The sequence below is a fragment of the Pantoea dispersa genome (assembly GCF_014155765.1).
GTDB classification, from domain to species: domain Bacteria; phylum Pseudomonadota; class Gammaproteobacteria; order Enterobacterales; family Enterobacteriaceae; genus Pantoea; species Pantoea dispersa.
In genome coordinates, this window is sequence record NZ_SCKT01000002.1 from 261,301 (window position 1) to 277,197 (window position 15,897).

11 protein-coding genes and 1 pseudogene are annotated in these 15,897 nt (G+C 52.3%); 6 read left to right on the top strand and 6 right to left on the bottom strand.

Annotated features, from left to right (window positions below; all coding sequences use genetic code 11):
• Positions 1-2: 2 nt before the first annotated feature.
• Both H7K56_RS07910 and H7K56_RS07915 read right to left on the bottom strand, forming a co-directional pair.
• Positions 3-2,234 (bottom strand): sensor histidine kinase, encoded by a 2,232-nt coding sequence (locus H7K56_RS07910; protein WP_170264728.1) that lies wholly within the window; start codon positions 2,232-2,234, stop codon positions 3-5.
• Positions 2,227-3,522 carry an SAM-dependent DNA methyltransferase gene (locus H7K56_RS07915; protein ID WP_150360043.1) on the bottom strand — a complete coding sequence of 432 codons (1,296 nt, stop codon included), beginning with the start codon at positions 3,520-3,522 and terminating at the stop codon, positions 2,227-2,229. Before H7K56_RS07915 ends, H7K56_RS07910 begins: the two co-directional genes overlap by 8 nt.
• 829 nt (positions 3,523-4,351) lie before the next feature.
• Here H7K56_RS07915 and H7K56_RS07920 point away from each other — a divergent pair.
• Positions 4,352-5,008, top strand: a pseudogene (locus H7K56_RS07920) (c-type cytochrome); the annotation flags it as partial.
• A 113-nt stretch (positions 5,009-5,121) separates the two neighbouring features.
• On the opposite strand, the gene H7K56_RS07925 reads toward H7K56_RS07920, so the two are convergent.
• The 3 genes from H7K56_RS07925 to H7K56_RS07935 form a co-directional block, all read right to left on the bottom strand.
• Complete coding sequence (locus H7K56_RS07925) at positions 5,122-6,189, bottom strand: mechanosensitive ion channel family protein (protein WP_058770269.1); 1,068 nt, start codon at positions 6,187-6,189, stop codon at positions 5,122-5,124.
• A gap of 417 nt (positions 6,190-6,606) precedes the next feature.
• Positions 6,607-7,185 (bottom strand): YceI family protein, encoded by a 579-nt coding sequence (locus H7K56_RS07930; protein ID WP_104093361.1) that lies wholly within the window; start codon positions 7,183-7,185, stop codon positions 6,607-6,609.
• A 282-nt stretch (positions 7,186-7,467) separates the two neighbouring features.
• On the bottom strand, positions 7,468-7,845 hold the full coding sequence (locus H7K56_RS07935; protein WP_021509005.1) for a winged helix-turn-helix transcriptional regulator: 378 nt from the start codon (positions 7,843-7,845) through the stop codon (positions 7,468-7,470).
• Positions 7,846-7,946: 101 nt separating this feature from the next.
• On the opposite strand from H7K56_RS07935, the gene H7K56_RS07940 reads away from it, so the two are divergent.
• Positions 7,947-8,675 carry an SDR family NAD(P)-dependent oxidoreductase gene (locus H7K56_RS07940; RefSeq protein ID WP_150360331.1) on the top strand — a complete coding sequence of 243 codons (729 nt, stop codon included), beginning with the start codon at positions 7,947-7,949 and terminating at the stop codon, positions 8,673-8,675.
• A 58-nt stretch (positions 8,676-8,733) separates the two neighbouring features.
• Here the strand turns inward: H7K56_RS07940 and H7K56_RS07945 are convergent, their stop codons facing one another.
• Positions 8,734-9,513, bottom strand: coding sequence for a MipA/OmpV family protein (locus H7K56_RS07945; RefSeq protein WP_150360044.1), 780 nt, complete (start codon positions 9,511-9,513; stop codon positions 8,734-8,736).
• A 125-nt stretch (positions 9,514-9,638) separates the two neighbouring features.
• Here H7K56_RS07945 and H7K56_RS07950 point away from each other — a divergent pair, with 125 nt between their 5' ends.
• The 4 genes from H7K56_RS07950 (at position 9,639) to H7K56_RS07965 (ending at position 15,822) form a co-directional block, all read left to right on the top strand.
• Positions 9,639-10,334, top strand: coding sequence for a response regulator transcription factor (locus H7K56_RS07950; protein ID WP_021509002.1), 696 nt, complete (start codon positions 9,639-9,641; stop codon positions 10,332-10,334).
• Positions 10,331-11,503, top strand: coding sequence for a sensor histidine kinase (locus tag H7K56_RS07955; protein ID WP_150360045.1), 1,173 nt, complete (start codon positions 10,331-10,333; stop codon positions 11,501-11,503). The genes H7K56_RS07950 and H7K56_RS07955 overlap by 4 nt, the downstream gene beginning before the upstream one ends.
• 97 nt (positions 11,504-11,600) lie before the next feature.
• Positions 11,601-12,770, top strand: coding sequence for an efflux RND transporter periplasmic adaptor subunit (locus H7K56_RS07960; protein ID WP_150360046.1), 1,170 nt, complete (start codon positions 11,601-11,603; stop codon positions 12,768-12,770).
• Positions 12,754-15,822, top strand: a complete 3,069-nt coding sequence (locus H7K56_RS07965; RefSeq protein ID WP_150360047.1) for an efflux RND transporter permease subunit — start codon at positions 12,754-12,756, stop codon at positions 15,820-15,822. The genes H7K56_RS07960 and H7K56_RS07965 overlap by 17 nt, the downstream gene beginning before the upstream one ends.
• Positions 15,823-15,897 lie beyond the last annotated feature (75 nt).

Below are 15,897 nucleotides of genomic sequence, written 5' to 3' on the forward strand. Positions count from 1 at the left end.
TTTCAATCCTCCCTATTAAAAAATGGCACGTTTATTATGAATTCTGCGCCCCCCAGCTCGCCACTTGCTAAAGCTAAAATTTTACCATTTGAGTGTTCTTCGACGAATGTCCTAACAATTGACAAGCCCATTCCGGTCCCAATATTGTTACCTTTTGCATCTTTGCGCGTGCTATAATTAATATCGAAGATTTGTTTCTCAGTACCAGATTCTAAACCTCGACCTGAATCCAAAAATCTCATAACTATCATATCATTCATCCTCATGAGTGATATTTTAATAATACGATTTCCTTTGACAGTATCCTCTAAGGCCCAAATAGAGTTAGTTAGCAGGTTTATGATAATACTTTCCCAATCTATCTCGAACCCTCTAATTTGATATGACATATTATAATTAATATCTAACACTAAAGAAATTTCACTTTTAGATAAGGTCATTTTAAAAATTTCTAGCACAGACTGTATAATAACCTTTAAGTCAATTTTTTTCCTGGTTGTTTTATCTGGTTTCACAGTACTCAAAGCAAAGGTTGCGAAAGATTTTATGTATTTGACACTAGAGATGATAACATCCAGGTCATCAAAAACATTTTTCATCCCCAGATTTTCAATTTCTTTCCTTCTAGATTGGAGCATTAACTTCATTAGGTAAGCACGATTTGAAGCTAAGCCTGCATGTTGCTTTGACTCATGACCTAAACAAACACTTAAAATCCCGATTGAAGCTAAATTGGCCATTGTATCTTTTTGAAACTCTAATGTTTCAATCAATTTTTCAACTTCTAAGGTTCTTGCTTTATGAGTATCTACAACATCGATAAAATCATTTAACAAAGAATTTATCTTCTTTTTCTCATCTTTAGTAGCCTCAGTATTATTTGATATTTTAGATTTTAACAGGTTTGCTATGTCACTACTTTTTGCTGATTCTTTTTTGAAATCTTGAATTATTCTCTCAGAACTAAAAGAACTTTCAGATTCTTTCGCTTTGGACGTTGCAAAACTTTCAAAAACTTCAATAATCTTGAGTATAAATGCTCTCATATCAAAGAAGGCATCGTTCTCTACGATACCTTCTCTATTAGCTTGATCATTAAGTTCTGCATTTGTATCACGACTGATAAAAACAGCGCCAATGACTTGGTTTGGGCCAACCTTCCATCCTCCTTGGCTTATCCCTTGTGGATTCCTTACTTTTCGTAGACCTAAGTCTAACCAATCGCCCTTACCTGATGGTTCACCATATGGCCTTACCCTGAAGTTATCTCTGTATATCCTTATTCCTTGATTTGCATCCAGGAAAGATCTTATCTCTTTTAAATTAAAATCCAAAGTCCCTGAGTTAGTCTTATCTCTAAGAAAATGATAAAACTTGAACTTAATAGGTCCACAAGAAGCTAATTCCCCTCGGCTTTTTATCCAATTGGCCCATGAGGTATCTTCGATATTGAACGTCGAATTGTCTAAATTATATTTGAACGTTGCTCTTATTATATTATGTGAATCAATCTCAGCATCAATACTCCATCTAGCAAATTCTAGTATCGAAGAAGAGTCTAAAGATTGGGATACCCCATCACCAAAGGACATTTCGATTGAAAAGTCATTCATCTCATTGAATGGGGAAACAAGCAGTCTTAATTCCCTTCTCAAATCGTCAAGAATGTACCCTTCCCAATCATCTTTGGTTCCAAGCAGAATGATCTTAGTTCCATGGCCATCTGGAAAAGAAATCCCATATCTATCAGTCATGGGCAAAGAGTTTTTGAAAATTTTATGCTTAATTTCAGACAAAGAAATATCTTTCTTTTCGAAATCCTTCCAATTTATATTAATTTGAAGAATATGATCCATTTCTTTAGTTTTTGTATATAAGATCATTTTCTTACAAAGTCTATCGATGCCTAATCGACCTAATCCCTTTGCTCCAGTTAAAACTCGGCCATTTCTCGATCTTCCATATTCATGCTTATTTTCAGTACCTATTCGAAGCCAAGAATTTACTAATGTATTTAGATCCATGCCAGAACCATCGTCTTGTATAACAATAGTTCCAATAGGTTTATCCAAACCATCGAACTTTAATTGAACCTTAGTTGCGTCAGCATCATAAGAGTTTTTTATTAGTTCAGAAATAGCTGTTGTAGAATTTGATATACTCTCTCTACCCAACTGTAATGGTACCCTTGCCGACATATCGAATGGCAAAGTGTCGATTAAAATCTTACTCATGATTTGTACCTTCATTGAAAGGTATTTCTTTGATCGAAGAGACTGTCAGATGACGGCATCTTATTCTTTGATTCAAAAAATCAATTGTTCTATTACTTTTAAGAACTTTCATTAGTTTCTTACAAAGATCTATTTCATCATTTTTGGGTTTAATTACAATAAGATGATTTTCAACTGCGACATTTTTATTTCCTAAAATTAACGTACCAGCCGCTCTGAATGTATCTTTTGGGGAAGAAGTGCGCCTAATTACGACAAATGGTGGTTTTATTGAGCGACCGGAAAATCGAACGAATTTATCTTCATCAAAATCTTCAATTACTCCCCATACGGGTAACATTTTAGGATATATAAAAGGATGAAGATCTCCTATAAACGGATCGCGATGAGGTACAACAGGACCTATTGACACATGAAACAGATCATCAATTGTTTTATTTTCCTCGATTAGGCTATCAGATTTCCATTTTATTTTTTCATTGCCCTTCAGCCCACCACTTAATATAAATATATCAACATTGGTTTTAGAATCAAACTTACCTTTAATTAAAATATTTCCACTAAAATTTCTTGAGATGAAATCTCGCCACTTGTCATAACGACTTCCTGACCTAAGTACTTCTGGTAGTATTGCTACAATCTGACAGTTACTATCAACACTGGTTATTAACTTATGAAAAATGACAGCTGAAACATTAACCTTCCCACTTTTCCAGAAAATATATTCTTTTATTTTTGTTAAAGTGAACGGAGGATTCATAATCAAATGCGTAAAGGAGACTGACTCGTAATCATACCTCATTGCATCCATTACTTGTATGTTTTTTAAAATTTCCTTTGCTTGGTCTAAAGATTCAATATCAACTATAACATCTCTACGAATGCATTCTAAAACAATTCTTTTTTTTGTAGCGTCAATGAAGCTCTCAACTAAATCAAAACCATATAAAACATTACACCAAGCTTTTAATGTCTCAGACAGCGTTTTGAAAACAGGTAATCGTTTAGTGCAGGCTAATAAAAGGTTTCCAGCACCACAAGTTGGGTCTAACACTTTAGATGATAGAGTGATTTTTTTGTTAAAGTATGTACAAAGCTCGTTCGCTAAAGCATCACCTGTAAAAAAGCTTCCTGCTTCTCGCAAGGCTTCAACCGGAGCTGAAGAACGCAACTGTTCATCTACCGTACTTGAACATAAAGCATTCTCGATGTGGCTTGTTGAACCACTCAATAAAACCTTGTCAAAAACACCTATAAGTCCCTGATTGTATTCAATAAACTTTTTCATTTTACTCTCGGCTTAGGATGGTTTTTGATCTATGATATGTTTATTATTATACTGCGTTACTTATCGAATAGATATCTATAACATTTCTTGAGCTATTCATATGATGTTATTTTGGTCGGCAAAGACATTATAACTCATATGCGCTGTTATATTTTTTTAATAACACACTGTGTCGAAATGATTATGATATAGATAAAATACCTAATATGGCATGCATTTAAAATGTTTCCGTGAGTGATTTTAATGTGGAAGTCGTGATTATCCATAATATCCATAAGTTGTCTTTAAACTAAAGATGGTGACTTTAACTTACACAATTAATAAGAATTGAAGCTTCGCCTGAAATATCATTAAGTCATTCAGCACATACCCCACTTCATAATCTGTTACTTCTGTGATTCTTGTTCTGCAAATCATGAATTCCCCTTACCACACTTGTAACATCTTCAGCTAAGCTCTTCAGCGCTTCGCTTTTGGCTCGTCACTTAAATTTATCACAAAGTTCAAGATGATAAACGTCCTAACAGTGAAAATTTACCATCATAACTCCTGCTTTCATTAAGCAGCTCTTCACTAACCAGATCCGATTACGTCATTCCAAAGCGTTACGAACAGTTTCTTGAATTTTAATCGAAATTTAGCTCAGCTTACCGATTACCTTGTTACCTTAGAACGCGTCTTCTATCAGATGTGGTTCTTTTCCGCAAACACGCTAATCTGCTGGCCATATTGTTGTCACCTAAATATTTTTCAGCCGAACGCTTCACATAAGCGCAGACGGCTTTATGCTCCCAGGTAACCTCTGATAAATGAACCAGAATAACAGTTCTCAGGCGGGACACTGGAGGGCTGGCATGCCACGGATCTGACCGGCAACGCGAAGTCGGGACTTGGCAGTTGGTCAAATGAAGATATTGCGTTATTCCTGAAAACCGGTCGTACCAACACCTCAGCCGCGTTCGGCTCTATGACGTATGTGGTAGAGCACAGCACGCAATATCTCAGCCAGGCCGATCTTGCTGCGGTGGCGAGCTATTTGAAGTCACTGCCGGCTTCCGCCCCTGATGCGCCGTCTGCGCCATCCGCCGATACCACCACTGCCGCACTTATCCGGGGAGACATCAGCGTACCCGGTTCACGGCTGTATATGGATAACTGCTCAGGTTGCCACCGCCTGGATGGCAAAGGCTATGCCAAAACCTTCCCTTCTCTTGCCGGTAACTCAGCGATCCTGAGTGATGATCCTTCATCGGTGATTAGCATTGTACTGCGCGGCGGCAAAATGGCTGTCACGAAGGAGGCGGTCACCGGGCTGGCTATGCCTGATTTTGCCTGGCGGCTCAACGATCAGCAGGTGGCGGATCTGGTGACATTCATTCGTAACGGCTGGGGCAATCAGGCACCTGCGGTAACCGCGGATCAGGTGGCAAAACTGCGTAAAGATCTGCCAAAGGCAGCGGAGGCGGATAAGGAAAAGAGTCAGTAAAAACGGACGGAGAAAATGTCCTGTTCAGGGCCCCGATAAGGGCCCTGATAATGACGCCGGATAGCAATGGCAACCTGAGCAGTTACCGCGCAATGCCCCATCGCCAGCCTGCACTATGCTTTGTCGGCGTCGGTCAGGGTAGCTCTCACCTGTGGCAGACTCTGCGGGTAATTCTGCTGAATGAATTCAATCATTTTCTCGCGTACATAGCAGCGCAGATCCCATGCCGTCGGTGAGTTCTGCGCGGTCATCAGTAAACGGATGGTCATGGTTTTTTCCGTGGTATCGGTCACCTGTAACACCTGAGTTTCGCGATCCCAGAGCCGCGTCTCATTGAGGATTTTTTCAAAATGCTCACGCAGCGGCGCCAGCGGCATCGAGTAATCAACATAGAGAAACACAGACCCCAATATTTGCGCATTATTTCGCGTCCAGTTCTGAAATGCATTCTCGGTAAAATAGGTGATGGGCAGCACCAGACGGCGTAAATCCCAGATGCGCACCACAACATAGGTCAGATTGATTTCCTCAATCCAGCCCCACTCCTTTTCGACCACCACCGCATCGTCAATTTTTATCGGTTGGGTGAAAGCAATCTGAATGCCGGCAAACAGATTCACCAGCGACTTTTGCAAAGCGAAACCAATAATGATACCGGCGACCCCGGCACCCGCGAGGATGGTGGTGCCGAATTTACGTACACCAGGGAAGTTGAGCAGAATTAAACTCAGGCAAAACAATACCAGGATGACGATAGCCACTTTTTTAACATAGATTAATTGCGTACGAATTTTACGCGCGCGCAGATTGTTCGACAGGTTGATATCGTAGCGAATAAACAACATATCCTGCGCTACGTTAATCAGACGAATCAAAATGGAACAGAACGATAAGATGATAAAGATATTAAGCGTGGTGGCGATAAAGCTCAGTGACCCAGGATCAAGATGCACATAATTCATCCCCATATTGATCAGCAGTAATGGAATGAATAAAAATAACGATCCCCGCAGATGCTTTTCCAGCGATTTAAACAGCTTGCGATCGCGGCTTTGCCAGTAGCGGATAAACCTGAGAAGAAGAAAGCGGGCCAGAAAACCCAGCAGTAGCGAGAGTGTGACGAGCAATACAGCAGGCACCCATGTCGGCGCACCAGATAACTCACCAGGAAGTAATGGCATGATATTCCCTTCTGTTCAGCTAACAACCGTGGTTGTCAGATAAGTCACCAAAATCAGTAACCGTTATCGTGCCGGTTATCTGCTAAACCCATGATTTCGCACTTCAGTGGGTAAAAATATAGTTCACTGGCCGCTGTTAGCAGGGTAAAAACCCATCAGGTAATCAGGTGCAGTGCTGGCGGTCATCGCAAGGGTATGAATTGGTGGTTTTTTTCGGCTTTATTGCTAAAGGTCTGAAATTGCAGGCAGGTGATGAGGCAAAGCTTCAGAGGGTGCTGACGAGAAATGCGCTGGCAGGCAGTGATGCTGCACCCAGGGAAGAAGTACAGACAACCTGTTGCGCCAGCTCGCGCTGAACACGCGCATAGCGCCGCAGGTTGATGCAGAGAAAAAGCGCGCGATTAAGCGCGCAATGCATTATTTGGCATACGCCTCGGTAGAGAGCGTAATCGTCACTTCGTCGCCCACGGCTGGAACATATTTATCGATTTTAAAATCCGAGCGTTTGATGACGCCGGTGGCATCAAAACCGATTGCCTGCTTTTTAACCATAGGATGCATATCCTGCTTGTTCAGCGTGGCATGCAGCACAACCGGCTTAGTGATACCTTTGATGGTTAAATTACCCTGCACATCATATTTATTATCGCCTTTGCTTTCCACATGGGTGCTGTGGAAGGTGGCCTGAGGATATTTTTTAACGTCAAAATACTCATTACCCAAAAACTCTTTGGTCAGCGCTGGCACATGCGTGTCAATCGTTTTTAACGGCAGGGTCACATTAACCTGTGACTTTTCCGGGTTTTCTTTATCAAAAGCCAGCTGACCGGAAACATCAGAAATATCAGCAGTCGGATGAGAGAAACCAAAGTGATTCCATGCGATCACCACGGAAGTATGTTGCGGGTCAAGGTTATATTCCGTCGCCGCGGCATGTGACAGGGGAACATATAATGCCACCAGAGAAAGCAGCGCCGTTTTTTTCAATAATTTCATGGAAACATCCTCAAATAATCAAGTGCTAATACTGTAGCGCAAACCTGCTGAGGTGTTATTGAAATCATTTGCTTTACCCATTCAAAATTTTTAACCGTTTTTTTCCCGCACGCAAATAATAACGCAGCGTGAACTTTACTGAAATGACGTAATTAAATTCCGGCGAGTCGAATTTAATAAGTTCATTTTTATGTGGGCTAATTTAGCGGCGAGGAGAAGAACGGCAAACCATGTTGAGCATGCGATTAACAGACCGCCTGAATAGCCGGCGGCCGCCACGCTTTATTCTTCGCTGGCACGACGTTGATCATAGACAACCTGTGCCTTTTCAATCGCGTCGCCCTGCTCTCTGGCCCACTTCACCAGCGCAACAAACGGATCCTGCAACGTCTGGCCCAGCGGCGTAATGGCATATTCCACCGCCACCGGGGACGAGGCGATTACGCGGCGGCTGATCAGGCCGTTACGCTCCAGCCGGCGCAACGCCTCCGTCAGTGCCTTGTGGGTAATCGGATCAAGACGGCGCTTGATCGCGTTAAAGCGCGCGGGTTCAGTGCACAGCACGGTCAGAATTAATACCGACCACTTATTGGCGACCTGTTCCAGGATTGGACGGGTGCTGTTGATCTCTGCCAGCAGCGCCGCGATATCAGTCGGCATGAGGTTTCCTTATGTATATCTAATGTAGATAAGGTGCGTAATTGACACTAAATATACGAAATGTATCATCAGCCGTCCACCCCTCTCATTCTGGAGCAGCCATAATGAAACTCGAAGGAAAAGTCGCGCTGGTGACCGGCGGCGGCAGTGGTATCGGCCTCGCCATCGCGCGCCGTTTTGTGCAGGAAGGTGCCCAAGTTTTCATCACCGGGCGACGTGAAGCGCTGCTGGCCGAAGCCGTCACGCTGACCGGCGGCCGCATTGAGGCGATAGCAGGCGACCTCACCAGCGCAGACGATGTTGCCCATCTGTTTGACACCGTGCAGGCCCGCGCCGGACGTCTCGATATTCTGGTGAACTCCTCTGGCGTGGCTGAACCCGCCAGCCTCGAAGAGACCAGCGCAGAGCACTTTGACCGCACGTTCGGCCTCAACGTGCGTGCCATGGTATTCACCGTACAGCATGCGGTGAAGCACATGACGGAAGGCGGTGCCATCGTGCTGGTGGGATCGATTGCGGGCAGCATGGCCAATCCTGGCTATGGCGCTTACTCGGCCAGCAAAGCCGCGGTGCGCGCCTATGCCCGCACCTGGAGCAGCGAACTGGCACCGCGCGGCATTCGCGTCAACACGCTTAGTCCTGGCCCGACGGACACGCCGATGTTTGACCAGGTCAGCGACGAGATACGACAGACATTCAGCGCGCAGATACCGGCCAAACGCCTCGGCCATCCTGACGAAGTTGCGGCGGCCGCCCTGTTCCTCGCATCGGACGAAAGCGTTTATGTCACCGGCAGCGAACTGGTGATTGATGGCGGTATGTCCGCGTAATGGTTGTCGTGCTGCACAGCGCGCCGGCCGGGCGTTGTGCAGCCACCGAAAACGTTTCTCAGAAGGTGTAGCTAAAGCCGACCGTGCCGGTGACCTGATCGCGCCGGGACACAATCGGGCTGTCCGCGGCGCGATCGCCCAGCCAGCTGTAACCCGCGCTGACCAGCGTGCCCCAGTGAGCATCAAACTGGTGGCTCCAGGTGAGCGTAGTCGCAACACCATAGAAGCCGCCGCCGGCATCGTAGCGTGAAAACCGGCTGCGGCTGCTCTGGACATCGCTCACGCCATACCAGGTATTCATATAACGTGCATCGCCAAACAGCGCCGCCGTCTGCAATGCAACGGTATCGCTGTCGCGCTGGAGGGGCACCAGCGTAACGGATGCCTGATAGTTCACGCCCTGATCATCGCTGAGCGGCAGCACCGCTTTGCCCTCTGCGCTCAGCCACGGCGTGAGCTGCCAGCCCAGCGCCAGTGCAGTGTTCACCGTCGCACTGATGTTTCCCATGCCTTGCAGCCGGCTGGCGCCGTCCCGCCACATTGAATCTTTATCGCTTCGGCCCAGGCCATAACCCAGCGTGTGTTCCAGATAAAACCCGCTGTCGCTCTGCAGGTCGTACCCGATGCCTTTCTGGGCATCAGCAAAAAATGCGCCATCTCTGGCCTGGAAAATCGGTACCGGCTGCACCCGTGTTTTATTCGATCCGCTGTAGCGTGGCGCGAATTGCGCCCCTGCGCCGAGCGTCAGGCTGGTCTGTGCGTCACCATCCGCCCTGGCGGCAGCGGAAATCATGAGTAGCAGATGGGTCATGTACATCAGCGTTTTTCTGGTTATCATCGTGTCACCTCTTTATCGGTCCGTTTACCGCCCCTTGCCCGGGCAGCCGCAGCGCGAAGCCGAAGTATCCCGGGGCTGTGTCAACAAACAGCCAGGGATTTATGAAGAAACTGTCAAGGTGAGTTATGCAGACCAAAAATATCCTGATTATTGAGGACGACGCTGACGCGGCTGAGGTGCTGGAGGCGTATCTGCTACGGGAAAATTATGCGGTGCGTGTTGCCGCGGATGGCCTGAGCGGACTTGAGCTGGCCCTGCGCTGGCAGCCCGATCTGATTTTGCTTGATGTGATGCTGCCCGGCCTGAACGGCACCGAGGTGCTGGCAAAACTCCGGCGCAGCAGCGAGGTGCCGGTGATTATGGTCACGGCCATGGGCGATACGCCCGATCGCATCGGTGCCCTGCGCTACGGCGCGGATGATTATGTGGTCAAGCCTTATCATCCCGGCGAAGTAGTGGCACGCGTGCAGGCAGTGCTGCGGCGCAGCGCGGTAAAAACGCCGCAGGAAGAGATCCTGCGCTGGCAGGGGCTGGAGGTGAACAGCGGCGCGATGACGGTTACCGTCACGCAGGCCTCGGGTAACGTGCTTTGCGTTGATACCACGCCAACCGAATTCACGCTGCTGGTCACGCTGATGCGCGCACCGGTGCGCGCGCTGAGCCGCCCGTTTTTGCTGGAGCAGTGTATGCCGGACAGCGACGCGCTGGAGCGGGTGATTGATACCCACGTGTATAACCTGCGCAAAAAGCTGGAGGCGGCCGGTATGGCGGGCGTGCTGCTCAACGTGCGCGGCGTAGGCTACCGGTTCCGCCAGCCATGACAGAAAAATCTCCACAAACGCTCTGGCGCTGGCTTTGTCTGCGCATTCTGACGCTGGCTATCGGTACCGTGGTACTGATTGCTTTGTGCATGTGGCTGCGCTTCACGGTGCAATACCTGTGGATCACGCACCATATGCCGCCGGCGGTTCTGCGTGAATTTCTCGCCCTGCGTGCGCATCCGGAACGCGATCCCGCGCGCTTTCACCAGATCATTGATAGCTGGTGGGGCATACGCTACTCCGATCCGTCCATTGCTTCCTCGGACTGGATCACCGTCGGCATCCTGGTGCTGGTGACCATTCCGTTTATTGCCTATTTCGGGCTGCGTCACGCGCGCCCGCTTTCTGCACAGTTCAGCCAGCTCAGACGAGCGGCAGACCAGGTGACCGCAGGCGATTTCGGTGCGCAGGCGGCGTTAACGCCGGCAGCGCCCGCCGAACTGGCGCAGTTCGCGCACAACTTCAACGCGATGACGCGCCAGCTGGCGCGTTACGACAAAGAGCTGCGTACGTCGCATGTCGCCATGGCGCATGAGCTGCGGTCGCCGCTCAACGCCGCCATGGTGCGTCTGCAGGCGCTGCTTGATGGCGTATTCAGCGCTGACTCACGTCAGCTCGCCCTGATCATGGCGCAGCTCAGTTGTCTGCACCGGCTGATCGATGAGCTGCATCTGCTGTCACTGGCGGATGCCGGCCAGCTCACACTGGAGAAAGTCCGCTGCAACCCGGCCGATATCCTGCGCGAGCGCTTACAATGGATCAAACCGCAGCTGGATGAAGCGCGCATCAGCACCGGGGTAGCGCTGGCTGAAGAGACATTGCTGCCGGTCGATCCGTTCCGTCTCGGGCAGGTTTTCACCATCCTGCTGGAAAACGCCCTGCGCTATGCCGGAAGCGGCAGCCAGCTGCAGCTGCGCACGCGCAACACCGTTGATTATTACGAAATCATCGTGCAGGACAGCGGCCCGGGCGTTCCTGCGGCGTTTCTGGCGTTGATGTTTGAGCGCTTTGCGCGCGGTGAGGCGTCACGCGCCCGCCACTCGGGCGGCAGCGGGCTGGGCCTGTCGATTGCGCGGGCGATTTGCCAGGCGCACGGCGGCACGATTAATGCCACGCTGCCGGCAACGGGAGGCTTGCAGGTACAGATTTTGTTGCCGCGCAACGCCTGACGTTGTTGCCCTTCTTGACACGCTCTTGATGGAACATCGCCGGATTCTTGATAATCGCACGGTGTAATGGCGCAAATACCGATAAAGGAATTGCGCCATGACCGACGAGCTTCCCTGCCTGATCAAACAGGGTGTGCGCCACCTGCTTAATCCGCGCCACCTGGTTTCCCTGCTGCCGCTGCTGCCCTGTCTGCTGCTGACGGCCCTGCTGCTGACCGGCTGTGACCGCAAGCGTTCACCCACGCCGCCGCCACCGCGTCCGGTAAAGTTCATCACGGTTGGCCCGCCCACGCCCGCCGGGCAGCAAACCCTGACCGGCGAGATCCGCGCGCACGATGAAACCTCGCTCAGTTTCAGGCTGGAGGGGCGGATTCTGACGCGCAGCGCCGATGTCGGCAGCCGCTTCAGGCAGGGAGAGACGCTCGCGGTGCTTGACAGCCCCGGCGCGCTGAATCAGCTGGCGAGCGCACAGGCGGAGCTGAACAGCAGCCGCGCGGCCGAAAAGGTGGCGGCCCTCAATCTGCACCGCATGCGGCTGCTGATGCCGTCCGGGGCAATTGCCCGTGCTCAGCTCGATAGCGCCAGCGCCGACTGGCAGGCTGCGCTGGCGCGGCGGCAGAGTAGTGAAGCGGCATTGAAAAATGCGCAGGATAGCCTGCGCTGGACCCACCTCACCGCGCCTGACGATGGCGTGGTGACGGGCGTCAGCGCCGCAGCCGGTCAGGTGGTCAGCGCCGGGCAGACGGTGTTTACCGTTGCGACCGGCACAGGCCGTGACGTGGTATTTGATGTTGCCACACCTGAAACCCTCGATCGCCGGGCCAGTGCCCGTTTCCGCGTTGCGCTATTGCAGAATCCGTCCGTGATGGCCGAAGCGCACCTGCGTGACGTCAGTCCACAGGCCGACGCCCAGACACGCAGCTGGCGGGTGCGCATCACACTGGACAATCCTCCCGCAGAGATGGTGCTGGGCGCCAGCGTCGCCGTCACCCTGCCGCTGATTGACACGACGGCGGATGCGGTGATGGCGATTCCGGCCACCGCGCTGACCCGCCAGGCCGGCCAGCCGGCGGTATTTATTCTCGACCCGGTGAAAAACTGCGTTATCCGGCGCACGGTCGCGATTGCCGGCTACACGGCAGATGCGGTATGGATTCGCGCCGGCATCATGCCGGGCGATCGGGTGATCACGGCGGGCGTCAGAAGCCTGCGTGACGGTGAACGCGTTGCCGGCAGCCAGGAGGACCAGCATGAAACCGGCGTTTAATCTTTCTGCCTGGGCGCTGAAGCAGCAGCAGCTGATGGCCTTTCTTATGCTGCTGATTGTGGCAGCAGGCATCGTCAGCTATGAAAAACTCTCGCGCAACGAAGATCCGGCGTTCACCATCAAAACTGCAGTGGTGTCTGCGCAGTGGCCAGGTGCCGACATCAACGATACGGTCAGACTGGTCACCGATCCGCTGGAGAAAAAGCTGCAGGAAATTCCCTGGCTGGATTATGTGCAGAGTGAAACGCACGCTGGCCGCACGGTCATTTTCGTCAATCTGCGTGATGACACCCCGCCCGCGCAGGTGGCCGGCATCTGGTACCAGGTGCGTAAAAAAATGCAGGATGTGACCCCGGCTTTGCCGCAGGGCGTGCAGGGCCCGGCGGTCAACGATGAGTTTGACGATACCTTTGGCACGATTTACGGCTTCACCGCTGACGGTTTTTCTCCGCGTGAGCTGCGGGACCGGGTGGACGATATTCGCCGCGATCTGATGAGTCTGCCGGATGTGGGTAAGCTCCAGCTACTGGGCGAGCAGGAAGAGCAACTGGTGGTGGCCTTTTCCCCGCGCCAGCTGTCCGCTATGGGACTGGATTTGCAGCAGGTAGCAGAGGCGCTGCGGGCGCAGAACGTCGTCGAGCCGGCGGGCAGCGTGCGCACCGCCACCGATAACATCGCCCTGCGCGTGAGCGGCGCGTTCAACAGCGAGGCGAGCCTGCGGGCGGTTACGCTGCGCGTTAACGATCGCTATGTTCCACTGACGGCGATCGCCACCATCACGCGCCGCCCCGCCGAACCGCCTGCCCCGCTTTTTCGCGTTAACGGCCAGCCGGCCATCGGACTGGCCGTGTCGATGGCCGCCACCGGTAACATGCTGGATTTTGGCCAGGCACTGCGGGCGCGCATGGAGAGCGAAGCCAGCCAGCTGCCGCACGGCATTGAGATGACGCGCATCGCCGATCAGTCAGCGGTAGTGCAACAGGCGGTCAGCGGATTTGTCGATGTGCTGGGCGAGGCAGTGATCATCGTGCTGGCGGTTTCGTTTGTCTCGCTGGGACTGCGCGCCGGCCTGGTGGTCGCGGCGGCGATCCCGCTGGTGCTCGCCATGACGTTTATCGGCATGCATCTGGCCGGTATCGGCCTGCAGCGCATCTCGCTGGGCGCACTGATCGTGGCGCTGGGCCTGCTGGTGGACGATGCAATGATCACGGTGGAAACCATGGTGGCGCGGCTGGAGGCCGGCGATTCCCGTACCGGCGCAGCGACCTGGGCGTTCAGTACCACCGCCTTCCCGATGCTGACCGGTACGCTGGTGATGATTGCCGGTTTTATTCCGGTCGGCTTTGCCGCATCCAGCGCGGGAGAATATTGCTATACCCTGTTTGCGGTGGTGCTGATGGCGCTCATCAGCTCATGGCTGGTGGCGGTGCTGTTTTCACCGCTGACCGGCAGCTGGCTGTTGCCGGCCACGCTAAAGCAGCACCGCGCCGGAAACGGGCGCCTCAGCCAGTGCTATCGCCGCCTGCTGAGCAGCGTGCTGCGCCACCGCATGCTGACACTGGCGATGGCGATGCTGGCCGGCGTCGGCACCACGTATATGCAGGGCGAGTTTTTCCCGGCCTCCGATCGGCCTGAGCTGCTGGTGGGCCTGGCGCTGCCGGCCAGTGCGTCGCAGCAGGCCACCCTGCGTCAGGTGCAACGCCTTGAGCGGATTGTCTCCGCCAGCCGGGATGTTGACCACTATTCGTCTTACGTCGGCACCGGTGCGATACGCTTCTACCTGCCCATGGATGTACTGCTGGACGATGAAAACAGCGCTCAGCTGGTGGTGGTGGCCAAAAGCCTGGCCGCCCGTGAACGACTGCAGCGCTCGCTGGATGCGGTGCTTGCCCGGGATTTCAGCGACATCACCACGCGCGTCGCGCCGCTCGAGCTCGGTCCGCCGGTAGGCTGGCCGATTCGTTATCGCATCAGCGGGCCGGATTATCGCCAGGTGCAGCAGCTGGCAGAGCGGCTGGCCGCCGCGCTCGGCAGCTCAGCGCTGACGCGTGACGTCAATCAAACCGCCGGTGAGCCCGAACGCGTAATCACCTTGCAGGTGAATCAGACGACAGCGCGCGCAGCCGGCCTCTCTTCTGACCTGATTGCTCAGTATCTGCATACGCTCTGGTCAGGAACGCTGATCACCACGGTACGCGATCGCAACCGGCTGATTGATGTGGTGCTACAGGGCAACGCTGCAGCGCGCCATGACCTGAGCAGCCTGTCCGGACTGCTGCTAACCGCGCCGTCGGGCGCAAAAATTCCGCTGACGCAGGTCGCAACACCGCAGTGGGGGCTGGAGGATCCCGTTATCTGGCGACGCCAGCGCCTGCCGTTTATCACCGTTCAGACCGATACGGCGCCGGGTTTGCGCGCGGAAGCCGTCTCCGCCGCCCTCACGCCGCTGATTGCCACCTTCAGGGCCAGCTTGCCGGCCGGTTACCGCCTGAACGAGGACGGGGCGGTAGCAGAGTCTGACAAGGGCAACCAGTCGGTGATCGCTATCCTGCCGGTCACGCAGTTCTGCATGCTGCTGCTGCTGATGTTACAACTGCGGCGGATTTCCCGCATGCTGCTGGCCCTGCTGATGGCGCCCTTTGGTCTGCCGGGCATTGTGCTGGCCATGCTGCCGACCGGCACACCGATGGGGTTTGTGGCGCTGCTGGGTGTTATTGCTCTGGCTGGCATGATCATCCGCAACGCGGTGATCCTGATCAGCGAGGCAGATAACAACGTTGATGCAGGTATGCCGCCGGATGCCGCCATTGCGGCTGCCGCCGAACACCGCGCACGGCCGATCGTGCTTACCGCCAGCGCAGCGATTCTCGGTATGATCCCCATCTCGCGTCAGGTTTTCTGGGGACCGATGGCGCTGGCGATTATCGGTGGGCTGTTAGTGGCGACGCTGGTGACGCTCACGGTCTTACCCGCCGCGATGAGTCTGGTGATGCAGGCAGCAGCCCGTCGTGACAAACTGAAATCGCTGCGCTGGCGGCCGTTCAGAAAATAACCGCCAGCTGGTCAGCTCAGCTGGCACGGGGCAACGAAAGGTTTATCCACAGGGTTCCGGGCGGGATATGCACGC

Bases quoted from the DNA above. Each gene is read 5' to 3' on its own strand.
- H7K56_RS07910 (WP_170264728.1), bottom strand. From the start codon at position 2,234: ATGAGTAAGATTTTAATCGACACTTTGCCATTCGATATGTCGGCAAGG.
- H7K56_RS07915 (WP_150360043.1), bottom strand. From the start codon at position 3,522: ATGAAAAAGTTTATTGAATACAATCAGGGACTTATAGGTGTTTTTGAC.
- H7K56_RS07925 (WP_058770269.1), bottom strand. From the start codon at position 6,189: ATGCCATTACTTCCTGGTGAGTTATCTGGTGCGCCGACATGGGTGCCT.
- H7K56_RS07930 (WP_104093361.1), bottom strand. From the start codon at position 7,185: ATGAAATTATTGAAAAAAACGGCGCTGCTTTCTCTGGTGGCATTATAT.
- H7K56_RS07935 (WP_021509005.1), bottom strand. From the start codon at position 7,845: ATGCCGACTGATATCGCGGCGCTGCTGGCAGAGATCAACAGCACCCGT.
- H7K56_RS07945 (WP_150360044.1), bottom strand. From the start codon at position 9,513: ATGATAACCAGAAAAACGCTGATGTACATGACCCATCTGCTACTCATG.
- H7K56_RS07950 (WP_021509002.1), top strand. From the start codon at position 9,639: ATGCAGACCAAAAATATCCTGATTATTGAGGACGACGCTGACGCGGCT.
- H7K56_RS07955 (WP_150360045.1), top strand. From the start codon at position 10,331: ATGACAGAAAAATCTCCACAAACGCTCTGGCGCTGGCTTTGTCTGCGC.
- H7K56_RS07960 (WP_150360046.1), top strand. From the start codon at position 11,601: ATGACCGACGAGCTTCCCTGCCTGATCAAACAGGGTGTGCGCCACCTG.
- H7K56_RS07965 (WP_150360047.1), top strand. From the start codon at position 12,754: ATGAAACCGGCGTTTAATCTTTCTGCCTGGGCGCTGAAGCAGCAGCAG.